The following is a 16,497-nucleotide window of genomic DNA, read 5'->3' on the forward strand; positions in this document are numbered from 1 at the left end:
ATGTCGACGAGCCCACCTGCGCCGCGGCCGGGGCTGCCACCGGCCACCGACGGTCCGACCGCGCAGCACCGCTCGCGCCCCCGTGACGAGGACCGACCGACCCGACGCCCGCTGGAGTGGTGGGACCGGGTGAAGTTCCTGCTCCTGCTCGGGATCGCCTACCTCGTGGTGGTGTGGAACGCCATCGCGTCCATGCCGCCGCTGGCGGTGACCTTCCGCGAGAGCGCCTGGCTGGGTCTCCAGGACGCGATCCTGCTGACGGCCGGCAGCGGCCGCGTGCTGGCCGTCCTGGCCGGCATCGAGCTGCTCCGCCAGCTCCACTACCTGGTCAGCGAGCGCTCGGCGGCCTACCACCGGTTCTGGACCCAGCGCGTGTTCGGCCGGTTCGAGCGGCGGCTGCAGCGGATGAGCGACTGGACGCGCTTCCGCATCACCCGGGTCCTGAAGCTCCTGGTCGTCGTGGTGGTGCTCAGCGTGGTGCTGGGCGCCCTGCTGCACGTGCCGCCGACGACGGCGCTGTTCGAGGCACCGGCCCGCTTCGTCGCGGCCCTGCCGTTCATTCTGCAGCTCGCCTTCGGGTTCTTCTTCATCATCTTCCAGTTCATCGGGCTGTTCTGGTTCCTGTCGCGCGGCGGCACCGACGTCTACTTCCCCGACGACATCAAGACCCGCTTCGAGGACGTGTGGGGCCAGGACAGCGTCCTGGAGAAGATCCGGGAGAACCTCGTCTTCCTCGAGGACCCGGAGGCGATCGAGGACCGCGGGGGCTACGTACCCGGCGGCATCCTGCTGTGGGGCCCGCCGGGGACCGGCAAGACCCTCATGGCCGAGGCGGTGGCGGGCGAGACCGGCAAGCCCTTCGTCTTCGTCGACCCCGGCGCGTTCCAGAACATGTTCCTCGGCGTCGGGATCCTCAAGGTCAAGGCGCTGTTCCGCAAGGCGCGCAAGCTCGCGCTGCGCTATGGCGGGGTCATCCTGTTCTTCGACGAGGCCGACTCGCTGGGCTCGCGCGGCGCCCTCGCGCAACCCGGGCCCGGTGGGTCCGGAGCCACGCCGGCCCCGTGGCACGCCGGCGACTGCCACGGCTTCGACCTGCTCGATCCGGTGACCAAGGCGGTGCTGGCCCGCGACACCCTGTCGACCGGAGCGCCGCGCCGCACCACCCGCGACCGGATCATCATGGGCGGCATGGGCGGTGGCGGCATGGGAACGCTCAACGCGCTGCTGACCGAGCTCAGCGGCCTGAAGAAGCCACGCGGGTTCTTCAACCGGATCGTGCGGCGGGCCCTGGGGCTGCGCCCGAAGCCGCCGCCGAAGTACCGGATCATGGTGATGATGGCCACCAACCTCCCGCAGGCGCTCGACGAGGCGCTGCTGCGGCCCGGACGCCTCGACCGCATCTACAAGGTCGGCTACCCCTCGAAGGCCGGCCGCCTGCGCACCTACGGCGGCTACCTGGCGAAGGTCCGGCACGAACTGACCGACGAACAGGTCGACCGGCTCGCGACGATCACCCCGTACGCCACGGGCGCGACCATCAAGGACCTGGTCAACGAGGCGCTGATCAACGCCATCCGCGACGGGCGTGAGGTCATCAACTGGCGCGACGTCGTCAAGGCCAAGCAGTTGAAGGACCTCGGCCCGCCGGAGGACGTCGAGTACATCGAACGCGAACGGCACGCCGTGGCGATCCACGAGGCCTGCCACGCCGTGACCGCCTACCGGGTGCGACACCACCTGACGATCGACATCGCGACCATCGAGAAGGGCGGCACCTACCTCGGCATGGTCGCCTCCATCCCGCCCGAGGACCAGTTCACCCGCTGGCGCAGCGAGTACGAGGCCGACATCATGGTCAGCCTCGCGTCACTCGCCGGCGAACGGCGATTCTTCGACGGCGACAACTCCTCGGGCGTGTCGGGTGACCTGGAGACGGCCACGCGTCTGGCCACCATGATGGAGGGGTACTGGGGCATGGGCGCCAGCCTGTCGTCGCACGGCGTGACCCGCCAGGCCGGCATCCCGGGCGGCGCCCGGCCGGGTGAGGGTGAGGACGGCGGTTCGGGCCTGCTCGATTCGTCGCTCGGGGAACGCATCGAGGAGAAGCTGGCGGCGCTGCTGGCGCGCTGCGAGGCGCTGCTCGCGGAGAACCGCCTCGAGGTGCTGGCCGTCGCGCACGCGCTGGAGAGCAACAAGACCGTCACGGGCGAGGACGTGGCGGCCATCATCGACGGCCGTCCGGGACCGCTGCTCGACGGCAGCCTCTACCGCACGGAGACGTTCCGGGTCGCCGCGGAGGACTACCACCGCTCGGCCCTGGCCGCGCACAAGCGGCACGCGCGGATCCCGGTGCCGCTGCCTCAGCTCGCTCCCGTGGGCGTCGGTGGCATCACCTCCGGCGACGGTCACGGGACGGAGCTCGGCGGCACCGCGCCCTGACGTCCGCGCGGGCGCTGCCCGGTCACCCGGGCGGCAGCGAGGTGGGCAGGCACGTCGGCGCGTCGTCGGTCAGGCGGGGCACGCCGTCGTCGTCGATCTCCGCGGGCACGAGACAGGCCGAGGTCGTGCCGTCGGGCTCCACCGTCCACCGCGCGAGCGCGGTGCGGGCACCGTCGTCCGAAAAGCGGGGCCAGACGAAGTTGCCGAGGTTCCAGAACACGGCCGCACCGTCGACCTGCTCGACCGGCTGCAGGCGATGGGCGTGATGGCCGAACACGACGTCCGCCCCGGCGGCGGCCATGGCCTGCGCCTTCTGCCGGTCCTCGGGCCGCGGCTCGAGCGCGCCCTCCTCACCCCAGTGGACGCTCACCACGACGAGGTCCGCATCTGCCTTGGCCCGTGCGACGGAGCGGGCCATTCGCTCGGCGTCGTAGCCGGTGGCCTGGCCCGGCGCGTCCCCGTACGCGATCCAGTCCGGCTCCGGTACCACGCCGCCGAAGCCGAGCACGGCGACCCGCCAGCCCGCGACGTCGAGGAACTGCGGCTCGTGGGCTCGCGCCTCGTCCGGGCCGACCCCGACGGTACGCAGGCCCGTGCGCTCCACCCGCTCGACCGACGCCAGCATGAGGTCGAGCCCGTGGTCCCCGGCGTGGTTGTTCGCGAGCGTGACGAGGTCGACGCCGGCGTCACGCATCGCCGGCAACGCGGCGGGATCGCACCGGAAGACGAACTGCTTGTCCTGCGCCACGCCACCCTCGCCGACCGGGCACTCGAGGTTGACCGCCACGACGTCAGCGCCGTGGAACGCCTCGCGGACGCCGTCCCAGACGGCGTCGGGACCGTGACGCCGCAGGGCAGGCACGTAGTCGGGGTCCAGGCTCACGTCGCCGGTGTGGACGATCACGAGCCGTCCGCGCGCGGGTGGATCTGTCGGCTCCGGACCTTCCGTCGGTTCCGGACCCGCCGTGTGGCCGTCGTCCGTCGTCGGCTCGTCCGTGGTCGACGGCGGGGGAACGTAGGCCTGCTGGTCCGTCGGCGGCGCCGCGGGCGGACGGAGGGGGAGGGCGACGACCAGCAGCAGCACGGCGAGCCCGGCCAGGGTGGCCGCGGCGAGCCAGGGCGAGGGAAGTCGGAACGCGCGGATGTCGGGGACCCGGGTCGGAGACGGCGCGGGAGCCTAGTTGGCCGTGCGACCACGGCCCGGCAACCACGCCGCCCCCGGCGCTCAGGTCGCGGTCGCGCGTGCCACCGCCGCGGCAGGCGCGGGTCGACCCACCCCCGCCGCGGCGACCAGGACGAGTCCCGCCGCGGCGACGGCAGCGCCGGCCAGGAACACGGACGGGCGGCCGAACAGCGCCGCCACGATCCCCATCGCCGCCGGTCCGAGCCCGAAGGCGAGGTCGATGAACGCCGAGGTGGTGGCCATCACCTGCCCGCGCTCGCGGGCCGGGACGCCGGCGACCGCCAGCGCGAAGACCGACGGGGTGAGCAGCGCGATGCCGACGCCGAAGACGGCCGTGCCCAGGAGCAGGCCGCCGGGCTGGCGCCACGAGCCGATCGTCGCGAGCCCGACGAGCGACAGCGTCAGGGCCAGCCGGATGGCGCGGCCGTGCCCCAGCACGTCGGGCAGGCGGGCCCCGAGGCTGCGGACCAGGACGACCGTGCCGGAGAACAGCAGCAGCACGAGCCCCGCCCCGCGCATGCCCAGGTCGCCGACGTGCAGGGGCACGAACGCCACGAACCCCGCCATCCCGACGATGCTGGCCAGGAGCACCACCCCCGGCAGGAGACCGGCGGGGTGGACCAGACGTCGCGGCGACCTCGTGGCCGGCGGGCTGTCGATCGCGTCGGCGGGGCGGGTCTCCGGGGTGCGCAGGACGAGTCCGACGGCGATCAGCGCCGCGGCCGCCGACCCCAGCCACACGGCGGTGAAGCCGGTCCGGGCCAGCAGCGCCTCGGCCAGCAGCGGGCCGACTCCGATGCCGAGGTAGAGGGCGAGGGACGCCAGGCTCATCGCCTCGCCGCGGCGTTCGGGTGGTGCGAGGTCGGTGAAGGCGGTCGCCATGCCGACGAAGAACAGGGCCTCGCCCGCGCCGCTGACCAGTCGGATCCCCGCCAGCACGCCGGGTGTGTCCGCCAGGCCGTAGGCGGCGACGGATGCGGCGACGATCGTGGCGCCCGCCAGCATCAGTGGCCGTCGCCCACGGCGGTCGCCGAGGATGCCGGCGACGGGCCGCAGCAGCACGGCGGAGACGCTGAAGACGCCGAACGTGAACCCGACGGCCACGTCGCCGCCGCCGAGGGGACCCTCGACGTAGCGCGGCAGCGCCGGGATCAGCATGCCCACCCCGGTGAAGTAGGCGAGCGACGCCGCGGCGACGGCCGCGAACGTCGAGGTGAACAGGCGCGGGCGTGGCGCCGCCGCCGCCGCGCCGTCCGTCGTGGGCGAGAGATCGGGCCGGTTGCCGGGTCGCACCGTCGGTCCTCCGAGTTGGTGTCCCGCGAGCCTGCGCCCGTGACGCCGTCGCACGCATCGGTAGGGCTACCCATGTACGGCGCGGCGTGCGATGGTGGAGCGGTCGCGGACCGGCCGGCTCGACGGGGGCGTACCTGGACCGGGCGAAGCCGCGAGGCGGACGGCGGGAATGGGCGGCGCGGTGGGCATGACGGCGACGGACGACCTGCGCCTGGCGGACCTGCTGGCCGCCCTGTCGGTGGCGACCGACCTCGGCATGGGACACGAGTCGGAGAAGGCGGTGCGCTCGTGCCTGCTCGCGACCAGCCTCGCCCGGGCCTGCGGGCTGCGCGAGGTCGAGGTTCGCGACGTGTACTACTCCTCGATGCTGCTGCACCTCGGCTGCACGGCACCGGCGCACGAGCTGGCGCACATGACCGGCGACGAGCGACGGTTCCTCGCCCGTGCCGAGGGCACCGACGACGCGTCCCTGCGCGCGTCGCTGCAGCTGCTGGGCGTCGTCGGCGAGGGCACCGGCCTGCACCGCCCCCAGTACCTGGCGCGCCTGCTGGGGGCGGGCACCGCCGGCGCGACGACGATCATGCGCGCCACCTGCGAGGTCGGCTCGCGCATGGCCGACCGCCTGCACCTCGGCGACGGGGTCAGCGCGGCGTTGCGGGCGAGCACCGAGGTGTGGGACGGCAGCAGCGGCGCCTTCCGGACCGGCGGTGAGGACATCCCGGTCCCGGCCCGGTTCGCCCTGTTGGCCGCCCAGGTGGTGCTCTGGGACCGCGTCGGCGGTCCGGGCGCCGCCGCGACCGTGGTCCGTGAGCGCGCCGGCCACTGGTTCGCGCCCGACGTCGCCGCGACGTTCCTCGCCGGCAGCGAGTCGCACCTGCGCGAGCTCGCCGGGGTCGACGTCTGGGCGGCGGTCCTGGCCGCGGAGCCGGAACCGCACCGCCACGTCCCGGCGGGCCAGGTGGACGCGGTGGCGGCCGTCTTCGCGGACATGGTGGACCTCAAGACGCCGTTCACCCACGGTCATTCCCGCGCGGTCGCCGAGCTCGCCGTCGGGGCCGCGGCCCGCCTCGGTCTGGACGAGGCGGCGCGTGCGCGTGTGCGCCGTGCCGGGCTGCTGCACGACCTCGGTCGGGTCGCCGTCTCCTCGGCGGTGTGGGAACGCCCGGGCGCACTCACGACCAGTCACTGGGAACAGGTGCGCCTGCATCCGTACCACACCCAGCGGATCCTCGATCGCTCGCAGGTGCTGGCACCCCTGGCACGGATCGCCGGGATGCACCACGAACGGCACGACGGCTCCGGCTACCACCACGGGCTCGCCGGCAGCGCCATCCCGGTCGAGGCGCGCCTGCTGGCCGCGGCGGACGCGTTCCAGGCCATGACGCAGGCCCGTGCGCACCGTCCGGCCCACCCGCCGGGCGCGGCGGCCGACCACCTCGTCTCCGAGGCCGCCCGTGGCCGCTTCGACGTGGACTGCGCCCGCGCCGTCACCGAGGCGGCCGGCGAGCGGACCGTCCGGCGCCCGCGGACGTGGCCGGCCGGGCTGACCGATCGCGAGGTCGAGGTGCTCCGGCTGCTCGCGGCCGGCGACCGCAACCGGGAGATCGCGAGCCGGCTGCGCATCTCCCCGCGGACGGCCGAGCACCACGTGCAGGCCATCTACGCCAAGATCGGTGGGTCGACCCGTGCCGCCGCGGCGGTGTTCGCGATGGAGAACGCCCTGCTGCACTGAGGCGCAGCGGGTGGCACCAGAGACGCGGTGGGCGGGCGGCCCCTGGACTCACCACTCGACGGCGTCGGTGGCCCCGTCGCTGATGGTCTCGTAGGTCCGATGGCTGCGCAGCAACAGGAACGGGTCACGCTCGAGCGCCCGCTCCCACAGGGCCTCCATCGCCATCGTCGCCGCCACGTCGCCGCGTTCCCACAGCTGTGCCGTCAGTTCGCTGTAGACCCACGGCCGCCCGGGGATGCTCAGCAGGTCGTCGAGGAGCTCCTCGAAGGCGATCGCGTCGGGGACGGTGTCGGTGGTCAGGAGGCGGTCGAGGACGGTGCGCGCCTCCACCTCGACGAGCCGTCCGGCGCGCAGCTCGGCCAGGACGTCCACGCCGCGTTCGAGCAGGCACTCGGTCACGGCATGGAGGCGTGTCGCGTCGGCGATGGCGACCACGGGATGGCCGGCGGCCAGCCCGGCGGCGAACGCGTCGGCGACCCACTCGGCCAGCACCCGCTCGTCGCGGTAGTAGAGGACGCGCTGCTGCTGCGCGGACGTGGTGGCGTGGACGGGATCCGCGGGCGTCGGGGCGGGCGGCTCGGCCGGCACGTCCGGGACCACGGCGAGTAGTGCCCGGAACTCGGGAGCCGTCAGCGGCCCGTGTGCCCCGTCGCCCTGCAACAGGTCGAAGCCGAGGTCGTCGAGGAGCAGCCGCTGGTCCGGCGTGGCGACCCCGGCGGCGACGACCTCCATGTCGTAGGCGTGCACGACCGTGCGGACCGCCTTGACGACGAACATGCCGGCGGGATCGAGCAGCGCGTCCACGAGCGACGGATCGAGCTTGCAGGCATCGACCGGCAGCTCACGCAGCTGGATCAGCGAGGCGTTGCAGGCCCCGAACCGGTCCAGCACGATCCGCGCGCCCGTGGCGGCGACGGCCTGGAGCGAGGCGCCCGCCAGTGGCACGTCGGCCACGACACGTTCGTCGAACTCCAGCCACACGTCCTCGGGTCGCACCCCGAACCGTCGGCAGGCACCGGTGACCGCGCGGACGAGCGGTGTCGGGTCCGCGACGAGGCCGCCCGGCACGTCGACCGCGACGAACATGCCCGTCGGCCAGCGGGACCGCTCGGCGATGGCCTGCTCGACCATCCAGACGCCCAGTTCGGTGCTGGAGTCGGCGTGCGCCGCCGCTTCCAGCACGGCCTCGTGCTCGAGCGTGGCCCCTGCCGGCGCGTCCCAGCGCAGGCGCACCTCGGCGCCCGCGACGGTGTCGGTCGACGGGATGACCAGTGGCTCGAACACCAGCCGGACCTGCGCGTCGTCCAGACCCTGACGGAGCGCCTCCGTCGCCTGTCTCGGGTCGGTCACGAGGCCGCGGCCGAGGCGGCCGCCCCCGGTCGGCACGACGGCGGCCAGCGTCCGCGCCCGCACCTGCGGGCGTGCCGGCAGGTGCGGTCGACCGTCCGGGCCGGGGGCGACTTCGGCCAGCGGGGTCGACGCGGCCCGGGCCGCCGCGACGGTCACCAGCGCCGGGACGACGGTCAGCAGGCCGGCCACGACGGCGACGACCTCGTGCGTCCAGAGGTCACGCAGTCCGTACGCGACCATGGCGGCGTCGTGGGAGCCGACCCACAGGGCGACGAGGTGGCCGAGCACCGCCGTGCCGGCCAGGAGCCACACCACGTCCGGTGCCAGGGGGTCGTCGAGTCGTCGCGTGTGCTCGGGGGAGCGGAGGCGCTGACGGACGTCCACGGGGGTTCTCTCCTGCGGGAGCGGGCAGCCACGGCGAACGACCACCGAGGACGTCCGACGTCCGAGGTCGAACCGCGACCACGTCCGACATGGTCGCTGCGAGCGCGCTCCCCCCCGAGAGCTCACCTCGATGCACGTGGTGCAGCGTCGGCCCGGTGGTGAGCCGTGGGTCGCCGGGGAGTGTCGCGGCAGGGGCGCGCATGCGCGCGATCCGCTTGCGCCATCTTGGTGGTGGCACGAACATGTCAGTCGCGCGACGGGGTCGCCGGAGGCACCTGGCCGCCGAGAGGGCGATGTGAACGCACGCGCAGGGACGGCGAGGACGACGGTGGTCCTGGTCGACGACCACCAGGTCTTCGCCCAGGCCCTGCGCGACACGCTCGTGCACCAGGGCATCGACGTCGTGGGTGTGGCGAACCGCCTGCGGCCGGTCCGCGGGCTCGTCGATCGCCTGCGCCCGCAGGTCGTCGTCATGGACGTCCGCCTGCCGGACGGCGACGGCACCCGCGCGACGGCCGAACTGACGCGTCGGTCGCCAGATACCCGGGTCCTGTTGCTGTCGGCCTCGAGCGGTCCGGAGCTGCTTGCGCAGGCCGTGGAATCCGGTGCGGCCGGGTTCCTGCCGAAGACGGCCAGCCTGCCCGAGGTGGTCGACGGCATCCGGCAGATCGCCGCCGGCCACGTGCTGTTCACCCCGATCGAACTGCGTTCGGCCACGACGGCGCTGCGGGATCGCGACGTGCGCTCGGCCGAGTTGACCGCCCGCGAGCGCGAGGTCCTGCAGTTGCTCGCGGAACCCTGCTCGACCGAGGAGATCGCCCGGCGGCTCGTGATCTCTCGGCACACGGTGCGCAACCACGTGCGCAACCTCATGGCGAAGCTGGGCGTACACACGAAGCTGGAGGCCGTCACGCTGGCGATCCGCAACGGATGGGTGGCGCCGGTCGACGGGGTGGACGGCCGGTCGGCCACAGCACCGCAACGGCTCGGGAACGGCCGGTAGGTGGCCGCCCGGGCCGGGTTCGACGACGGGGACGACATGGAGGCCGCAGCCGATCCGAGTCGCGGCGCCGTCCACGACGCGCGCAACGCCGCCCTGATCGGCCCACTCGTCGAGGCGGCGCCGATCGGCCTGGGCGTGGTCGACGACACCCTGCGGTTCCGTTACGTGAACGCGCACCTCGGGAAGCTGCACGACCGCCCCGCCGAGGTCCACGTGGGGCACCCCGTCGTCGACGTGTTGCCGGACCTGTGGCCGTCGATCGAGCCGCTGCTGCGACGCGCCCTCGACGGTGAGGTCCTGGTCGACGAACTCGTCACCGGTCCGTCACCGGCGGATGCCGCCGACGTCCGACACTGGCTGGCCAGCCTCTTCCCCCTGCGCCGGGGGACCGGCCGGCGGGCGGTCGGAGTCGTCGTGCGCGACGTCACGGCCCCGCACCGCGCCCAGGAGCGCCTCGGGCACAGCGAACGCCTCCTCGCGGAGGCCGAGCGTGTCGCCCGACTGGGCAGCTGGGAGTGGCTGGTCGAGCAGGACGTCGTGACCATGTCCGACGAGATGCGGCGCATCCTCGGCCACGACCCCGACGAACGGTTCGGCTACGGGACCCTGCTCGCCGGCATCCATCCCGACGACGTGGAGGGCTTCGCGGCGCTGGTCGACCATGCTCTGCGGGCCGGTGGTTCGTACGAGAGCCGTTACCGCTACCAGCGGCCCGACGGGCGCGTCCGCGTGCTCCACGAACGCGGTGAGTGCGTGGCGGACGACGGACGGGCCGTACGGATGCTCGGCACCGTGCAGGACGTCACCGAGGAGGTCGAGCGGCAGCGGGAGCGGGCCGAGTTGCTGCACCGCAGCGTCACCGCCGCCGACGACGAACGCCAGCGGCTGGCGGAACGGCTGCACGACGACGTCGTCCAGGTGCTGGCCGCCACGGACCTGCGTCTGCAGCTGCTGGGCCAGCAGGCGGACGTCGGCGTCGAGCACGTCCGGCGCCTGGTCGCGGAGGCGGTCGACGCCCTCCGCCGCACGATCCTGGAGCTGGCGAGTGCGGACGTCGTTGACGGCGGGCTGGCATCCGCCGTGTCGGCGTACGCACACCGGCTGCTGGAGGTCGACGGGATCGCGGTCGACGTCGCGGTCGACGGCGTCGACGACCTCCCGGACGACGTCGCGCTCACGGCCTACCGGATCACCCAGGAGGCGCTCGCGAACGTCCGTCGGCACGCGCACGCCCGGCACGTGCGCGTCGAGGTGCGCCGGGAGGGCGACGCCCTGCGCGGCGAGGTCGTCGACGACGGCCGCGGACTGCCGGACGGCTCGCTCGAGTCGCCGGGGCACCTCGGCCTGCGACTCATGCGCGAGCGCGCCGAGGTCCTGGGCGGCCACGCGAGCGTGACCCGGGCCCAGCCGCGGGGTACCCGGGTCAGCTGGGACCTGCCGGCCTGACACGCGGCGGCACAGGCCCGTCACAGGTCGGTGACAGGCCCTCCGCGCACGGTGGTGGTGATGACGGCGCGAGCGACGCGCCGCACCGCCGGTCCGGCGGCCCACCACCTCGACGGAGAACCTTCCATGGGCACGACACGACACCCGGTCGACACCACGTCCGCTCGCGCCAGCGGCGACCCCACGGACGCTGCCGGCACGCCACCCGAGCACCGGCCGCCGAGCCCGCAGCAGCACGCCCTGCCGCTGTCGATCCTGCTGCATCTGCTGCCGGGCGCGGCCCTGACCGTCTTCATCGTCCTCGCCGCGCCCGTGGTGCGGGCGGCGGGCTTCCCGTCCGTGTTCGCGCTGTTCGTCGGCATCCCGCTGGTCATCGTCCCGATCGAGCTCGGCATCCTGCTGCTCCACGCCAGGCGGGCGACGGGCTCCTTCTCGTTGCGCGCCACCGTCGTCTACCGCGAGCGAATGGCCACCCGCCGCCTGGTGCCGATGGTGCTCGGACTGTTCGCCTGGTTCACCGTGCTGCTGGCGCTGGCGACCGCCGTGCTGGACGAATGGATCGCCGCCCGGTTCTTCACCTGGGTGCCCGACGCCATCCTGCAGTTCTCGGCCGTGCAGGAGGCCGGCGAGTCGGCCCCTGCCGCGGCCACGCTCGTCATGATCGTCGTCGCGTTCGTGTTCAACGGCGTCGTCGGTCCGGTGACCGAGGAGCTGTACTTCCGTGGCTACCTGCTGCCGCGCATCGACCGGTACGGGCGGTGGGCGCCGGTGCTCAACACGGTGCTGTTCTCGCTCTACCACTTCTGGACGCCGTGGCAGAACCTGACCCGGATCGTGGGTTTCCTCCCGCTGACGTGGGTGGCGTGGCGCCGCCGTAGCACGCAGGTCGCCATGGCCGCGCACGTGACCATCAACCTCGTCTTCCTGCTGGGCCTGCTCGCCCTCGTGGCCGGCGGTTCCTGACCGTGCTGCCACGGGGTGGCGACGCGCCGGGGCGTCGTCGGTAGCATCCGGTCGGCGGGGCAGCAGGCGGCCGGACCGGGGCAGGCGTTCCGGCCCTCGACGGGAACAGCGCCATGGTGCAGATCCGCCTCCTCGGTCGCCCCGGTGCGGAGGTCGACGGGGTGACGGTGGCCGTCGCCGGGCGGCAACCGGCCCTGCTGGCGGCCCTCGCCATCGACGCCCGGCGGGTGGTCTCCGCGTCGCGGCTGGTGGAGGTCGTCTGGGGCACGCGCCTGCCGGGCGACCCTGCCAACGCCCTGCAGCAGCGCGTCTCCAGCCTGCGCAAGCTGCTGGACCCGCACCGGACCGGCCGGGTCCTGCGGGCGGCAGACGGCGGGTACGTCCTACAGGTCGAGGACGAGCAGGTCGACGCCCGCCGCTTCGAGGCACGACTGGCCGAGGCCTCCCGGGCGCTGGCCGCCGGAGACGCCGCGGCGGCGGAGGTCGCCTACGCCGAGGCGCTGGCGCTGTGGCAGGGGCCGGCGCTGGACGGCTGCGCCGAGGAACCGTGGGCCGTCGCCGAGACCGCGCGCCTCACCGAGCTGTACCTGAGCGCCGAGGAGGAGCGCACGGACGCCGCCTTCGCCACGGGTCGCGGCGCCGAGCTCGTCGCCGGACTCCGCGACCAGGTCGCGGCACAGCCCCTGCGCGAGCGTCGCCGCGGCCAGTTGATGCTCGCGCTGTACCGGGCCGGCCGGCAGGCCGACGCGCTGGCCGTGCACGAGGCGACGCGCCAGCTGCTGGCCGAGGAGCTCGGCGTCGACCCCGGCCCGCACCTGCAGGCGCTGCACCAGCAGATCCTCCGGCAGGACGCCGTCCTGCTGGCGCGTGGGCCCGACGTGGCCGGCGGGCAACCGGCGGCACCCGCCCGGCCGAGCCGTGACGGCAACCTGCCCGCGGCCACCAGCGACGTCGTCGGGCGCGACGACGCGGTGGAAGGGGTCGGACGGCTGCTCGAACACGCGCGACTGGTCACGCTGACCGGCCCGGGCGGGGCCGGCAAGACCACGCTGGCCCTGGCGGCCGCGCGTCGTCACACCCGCCCGTCCCACGGCACGTGGCTGGTGGAGCTCGCGCCCGTCACCGAGGGCGCGGCGCTGCCGTCCATCGTCGCGACGGCGCTCGACCTCGGCGGCGGTGGGCTGGCCGGCAACCTCGACGTCGAGGCCCTGACGGCGGCCGTGGCCGGCCAGCGGCGGCTGGTGGTGCTGGACAACTGCGAACACCTGCTCGACGAGGTCGCCGACGTCGTGGCACGGCTCCTGGCCGCCGCCCCCGACGTCCGCGTGCTGGCCACCAGCCGCGCGCCGCTGGGCGTGCCCGGGGAGGTGGTGTGGTCCGTCCCGCCGCTCGCGCTGCCTGCAGCGGATGCCGACCCGACGACCGTGGCCGCCACCGCGGCCGTCGAACTGTTCGTGCAGCGGGTCCGGGCACACACGCCCACGTACGCACTCCGGGACGCCGACACGCCGGCGGTCGCGGACCTGGTCCGTCGGCTCGACGGGTTGCCGCTGGCGATCGAGCTCGCGGCGGCACGGCTGCGCGTGTTGTCGCTGCCCGAAGTTCTCGACGGCCTCCAGGACCGTTTCCGCCTGCTGGCCGCCCGCGGCGACCGGCTGCCGTCGCGGCAGCGCAGCCTGCGCGGCGCCCTCGACTGGAGCTGGGAGCTGCTCGACCAGCCGACCCGCCAGGCGTGGGCGGTGCTGGCGCTGCCGGCCGGGGACGTCGACCGCACGTTCGCGACCGAACTGCTGGACGCCGCGGGTGTCCCGGGCGATCCCGTGGACCTGCTGGCCGACCTCGTCGACCGGTCCCTCCTGGTCGCCGAGACGCAGGGCGCGAGGGCGCGGTACCGGATGCTCGACTCGGTCCGTGCCTATGGCCGCGAACGCGTTGACGAGGTGGCCCCCGCCGCCCGTGCCGCTCACGCCGACGCCGTCGAGCGACGCCTGGCCGCGGCGCACGCGGGCCTCGACGACGGTCGGTTCGGCGTGGACGTCGCCGCACTGTTGACGTGGCTCGACGAGGCACGCACGGTGCTGGCGTGGGCCCACCGCGACGGCGATCGCCGGCGGCTGCAGCGCGTCGCCGGCCGGTGCGGGTGGGCATGGTTCCTGCGCGGCGAGGCACGGGAGGGGGTCCGGTGGCTGGACCGGGGGCTGGGCGATCCGGCGCAGCTGGATCCGGCCGACGTCGACCCGCACGCCGTCGCGTGGGCGGGCGCGTTGCGTGTCGTCGGTCTGCCTGATCCCGCCGCCACCGCGTGGGCCGACCTGGCCGTCGCGGTGGCGCCGACACGGACCGCCCGGCTCGTCGCGACCGTGTTCCGGGCGATCGGCCACGCGCGGGCCGGGCGCCTGCGCGAGGCGTTCGACGACCTCGAGGCGCAACGGCCGCTCGCCGACGAGCTCGGCGGCTGGCCGGCCGGCTTCCGGCACCTGATCCGGGCCCAGCTCGGACGGATGGCCGGGCGGGCGGTCGAGGTCACCGACGACGCCCGCGCCGCCCTCGAGCTGCTGACCGCGGCCGGCGTCGACTGGGCGCGCGCGTACGCGATCGACCTGGTGGTCGACGACCTGCTCGAACGCGGCGAGACGCGACCGGCCGCCGAGCTGGCCGCGGACGGGCTCGCGTTGTGCCGGCGGCTCGGCTACCCGCAGCTCGAGGCCCGCCTGCGGGTCCAGCTCGGCACGACCCTGGCCGAGCTCGGCGAGCTGTCCGAGGCCCGCGAGCACCTCGAACGTGCGGTGACGGACACGGCACGGGCGGGCCGGGACCTGGGGCTCGGCCACGCCCGGCTGCGCGCCGGGGAGGTGGCGCGCCGGGCGGGCGACCCCGCCGCCGCGGACGCGCACCTGCAGGCGGCGTCGGCCGTCTTCGAGGAGCTCGGTGACGACCTCGGCACGGCCCTGACGCACGCCGAGCTCGCCCTGCTCCAGGCCGGCGACGGCGACCGCGCCGCGGCGCAGCGGCATGCCCGCGCGGCCGTGGCCGCGGCCGCCCGGGTGTCGGACCCCCGCGTGCTGGCCCACGCCGAGGCCAGCCTCGCCGCCGCCGACGGCGAGCCCGCGACACCGGTCCCATGAGCGCCGGCGGCCTGCGCCTGGGCGACCGCGCCGGTCGGCTGGCACTCGTCGCCACGGTCGCCGGCTCGGCCGTCGTGCTCCTGAACGCCACCGTGGTCAACGTGGCGCTGCCGACCCTGGGTCGCGCCTTCGACGCCGAGCTGACGCAGCTGCAGTGGGTACTCAACGCCTACCTCGTCACGCTGTCCGCGCTGCTGCTCCTGGGTGGGGTGCTCGGCGACCGGTACGGGCGCCGGCGCGCCTACGTGATCGGCCTGGTCGCCTACGCCGCCGCCAGCGCACTGTGTGCGTTGGCGCCCTCGCTCGCGTGGCTGATCGCGGCTCGCGCGCTGCAGGGGGTCGCCGGCGCCCTCGTCACGCCCGGCTCGCTCGCGATCCTGCAGGCCGGGTTCGCGCCCGAGGACTTGCCGGTCGCCATCGGGTACTGGTCCGCGTTCGGCGGCATCGGCGCGGCCGTCGGACCGGTCGTCGGTGGCTGGCTCGTCGACGCGGTGGGCTGGCCGGCGGTGTTCTGGCTGGAGGTGCCGCTCGCCCTCGGTGCGGCCCTGCTGGCGGCCCGCACGGTCCCCGAGTCGTTCGACCCGGCCGCGCGGAGACGTCCGCTCGACGTCGCCGGCGCCCTGACCGTGACATTGGCACTGGCAGCCGGGTCGTTCGCGCTCCTGCGCGCGGGCGACGGGGTCGACGCACCGGTCTGGTTCGGGCTCGCCGTCGCCGTGGCTGCCCTCGCCGCGCTGCACCCCATCGAGCACCGCGCCGCCGCACCGGTCCTGCCGCCGTCGCTGTTGCGTCACCCGACGTTCCTGGCCGCGAACGGGGTGACGCTGGTGGTCTACGCGGCGCTCGGCGGGGTCTTCTTCCTGCTCGTCATCCACCTGCAGACGGTGCTGGGCTACACGGCGTTGCAGGCGGGCGCGGCGTCGCTGCCCATCACGCTGCTGCTGCTCGTGCTGTCCGGCCGGGCCGGTGCCCTCGCCCAGCGCGTCGGCCCGCGGGGTCCCCTCGCCGTCGGTTCGCTCGTGCTGGCGGCGGGCACGGTCGTGCTCGGCGGGATCGAGGCGGGCGACACGTACGCCCGCGGGGTGCTGCCGGGGGTGGTGGTGTTCGGCCTCGGGCTCGTGCTGATCGTCGCACCGGTCACGGCCACCGCGCTGGCGGCCGCGCCGGACCGGCAGGCGGGTGTCGCGAGCGCCGTCAACAACGCCGTCGCCCGCACCGCCCAGTTGCTGGCGGTCGCCGTGCTCCCGCTGGTGGCCGGCCTGTCCGGCGACGCGTACGCCGACCCGGCGGCCATGTCGACGGCCTTCCCGGTCGCGATGCGCGTCGCTGCGGCACTGGGGGTGCTGGGCGCGGGCGTGGCCTGGATGTTCGTTCGCCACGACGTGCTCACCCCCGCGGTCGGTGGCGAGGCCGCCGAGCTCGAACCCTGCACGGCCTGCCCCCTGGACGGCCCGCCGGCCCTGCGTCCCGCGATGGGCGAGGAGGCGGCACGATGACGGCAGCGCCGCGACAGTGGTTCCACAGCGGGCTCGGCGACGGTGCCGCGGTGTGAGGAGCGTCCGCGAACCCGCGGCCGCCC

Annotated in this window: 10 protein-coding genes; 7 read left to right on the forward strand and 3 right to left on the reverse strand. The window is 74.8% G+C overall.

Features of this window, described 5'->3' with window-relative positions:
• Entirely contained in the window at positions 1-2,439 is a 2,439-nt protein-coding gene (locus tag ACERM0_RS06945) for an AAA family ATPase (RefSeq protein ID WP_373677824.1), read from the forward strand.
• Positions 2,440-2,461: 22 nt separating this feature from the next.
• On the opposite strand, the gene ACERM0_RS06950 is transcribed toward ACERM0_RS06945, so the two are convergent.
• Together ACERM0_RS06950 and ACERM0_RS06955 are read right to left on the reverse strand one after the other, a co-directional pair.
• Positions 2,462-3,343 carry a CapA family protein gene (locus tag ACERM0_RS06950; RefSeq protein WP_373677825.1) on the reverse strand — a complete coding sequence of 294 codons (882 nt, stop codon included), beginning with the start codon at positions 3,341-3,343 and terminating at the stop codon, positions 2,462-2,464.
• Between the two features lie 321 nt (positions 3,344-3,664).
• Positions 3,665-4,915, reverse strand: coding sequence for an MFS transporter (locus tag ACERM0_RS06955; RefSeq protein WP_373677826.1), 1,251 nt, complete (start codon positions 4,913-4,915; stop codon positions 3,665-3,667).
• A 187-nt stretch (positions 4,916-5,102) separates the two neighbouring features.
• Here ACERM0_RS06955 and ACERM0_RS06960 point away from each other — a divergent pair, with 187 nt between their 5' ends.
• Positions 5,103-6,647: an HD domain-containing phosphohydrolase gene (locus ACERM0_RS06960; RefSeq protein ID WP_373677828.1), complete on the forward strand. Its 1,545-nt coding sequence runs from the start codon at positions 5,103-5,105 to the stop codon at positions 6,645-6,647.
• A 48-nt stretch (positions 6,648-6,695) separates the two neighbouring features.
• Here ACERM0_RS06960 and ACERM0_RS06965 read toward each other — a convergent pair whose 3' ends face one another.
• Positions 6,696-8,381 carry an EAL domain-containing protein gene (locus tag ACERM0_RS06965; RefSeq protein ID WP_373677829.1) on the reverse strand — a complete coding sequence of 562 codons (1,686 nt, stop codon included), beginning with the start codon at positions 8,379-8,381 and terminating at the stop codon, positions 6,696-6,698.
• 328 nt (positions 8,382-8,709) lie between these two features.
• Between ACERM0_RS06965 and ACERM0_RS06970 the strand changes: the two genes are divergently transcribed.
• The 5 genes from ACERM0_RS06970 (at position 8,710) to ACERM0_RS06990 (ending at position 16,414) form a co-directional block, all read left to right on the forward strand.
• Entirely contained in the window at positions 8,710-9,384 is a 675-nt protein-coding gene (locus ACERM0_RS06970) for a response regulator (protein ID WP_373677830.1), read from the forward strand.
• Positions 9,385-10,830 (forward strand): PAS domain-containing protein, encoded by a 1,446-nt coding sequence (locus tag ACERM0_RS06975; RefSeq protein WP_373677832.1) that lies wholly within the window; start codon positions 9,385-9,387, stop codon positions 10,828-10,830.
• Positions 10,831-10,956: 126 nt separating this feature from the next.
• Positions 10,957-11,793 (forward strand): lysostaphin resistance A-like protein, encoded by an 837-nt coding sequence (locus tag ACERM0_RS06980; RefSeq protein ID WP_373677833.1) that lies wholly within the window; start codon positions 10,957-10,959, stop codon positions 11,791-11,793.
• Positions 11,794-11,906: 113 nt separating this feature from the next.
• Entirely contained in the window at positions 11,907-14,918 is a 3,012-nt protein-coding gene (locus ACERM0_RS06985) for a BTAD domain-containing putative transcriptional regulator (RefSeq protein ID WP_373677834.1), read from the forward strand.
• The gene (locus ACERM0_RS06990; RefSeq protein WP_373677835.1) at positions 14,915-16,414 is read left to right on the forward strand and encodes an MFS transporter; all 1,500 of its coding nucleotides are present in this window, start codon (positions 14,915-14,917) and stop codon (positions 16,412-16,414) included. Before ACERM0_RS06985 ends, ACERM0_RS06990 begins: the two co-directional genes overlap by 4 nt.
• The last annotated feature ends 83 nt before the right edge of the window (positions 16,415-16,497 follow it).

It is taken from the genome of Egicoccus sp. AB-alg2 (assembly GCF_041821065.1).
Lineage (GTDB): Bacteria > Actinomycetota > Nitriliruptoria > Nitriliruptorales > Nitriliruptoraceae > Egicoccus.

Excerpts from the sequence above, each read along its gene's own strand:
- ACERM0_RS06945 (WP_373677824.1), top strand. The coding sequence starts at position 1 with ATGTCGACGAGCCCACCTGCGCCGCGGCCGGGGCTGCCACCGGCCACC.
- ACERM0_RS06990 (WP_373677835.1), top strand. The coding sequence starts at position 14,915 with ATGAGCGCCGGCGGCCTGCGCCTGGGCGACCGCGCCGGTCGGCTGGCA.
- ACERM0_RS06980 (WP_373677833.1), top strand. The coding sequence starts at position 10,957 with ATGGGCACGACACGACACCCGGTCGACACCACGTCCGCTCGCGCCAGC.
- ACERM0_RS06960 (WP_373677828.1), top strand. The coding sequence starts at position 5,103 with ATGACGGCGACGGACGACCTGCGCCTGGCGGACCTGCTGGCCGCCCTG.
- ACERM0_RS06985 (WP_373677834.1), top strand. The coding sequence starts at position 11,907 with ATGGTGCAGATCCGCCTCCTCGGTCGCCCCGGTGCGGAGGTCGACGGG.